A 633-nucleotide genomic window follows, 5' to 3' on the forward strand; every position below is an offset into this window, starting at 1 on the left:
CGGTGGCCAGTTCCGCGCCGTCGGCATCCTCGCCAAACAGCACCGCCTGCGCCGGCACAGTGAGCGGCTGCACGCCAAAGCCGACCACTACCAACGCCTCACCGGCCGTGACGAGCAGCATCACCTCATCGGCAAACTGGCGGTCCTACGCAACGAGATCCGCCACCTCTCCAACCGCCGCTCCAACCTCAACGCCGCGCTCGCCTGGGCCGCCGCCCGCTGGGCCGTCGACCAGGCCATCGCCTCCCGCGCGAGCGTCATCTACGTCGAAGACCTGCGATCGATGGAAGCACGGGGCATGGGCGCCACCCTCAACACCCGCCTGTCGCAGCAGGTCCGCGGGCAGATCGTCGACCGGACGCGGCACCTCGCCGCCGAGCAGGGTATCGCCGTCGTCACCACGCCTGCCCGGAACACCTCCAAACACTGCCCGCAATGCTTGACCCCGCTGCAACATCGCAAAGCCCCCGACAAACCCACCACCCCAGGCTGGAAGTGGGCGATCTGTCCCAACCAGTCCTGCCGTTGGCAGGGCGACCGCGACCAGGGTGCCTGGCGGCGCATCGCCGCCCGCGGCCTGACCCATCAGGCAAAGACCGTTATCGACAAGGCCAGCGGGCACCTGGTGATCCG

Annotated in this window: 1 protein-coding gene; it reads left to right on the forward strand. The window is 69.0% G+C overall.

Going from position 1 to position 633, the window contains the following annotated elements:
• A partial coding sequence (locus ACY34I_RS40565) for a zinc ribbon domain-containing protein (RefSeq protein ID WP_462760859.1) occupies nucleotides 1-633 on the forward strand: 633 nt, incomplete at both ends.

This window comes from Micromonospora sp. RTBAU3-60 (genome assembly GCF_054963695.1).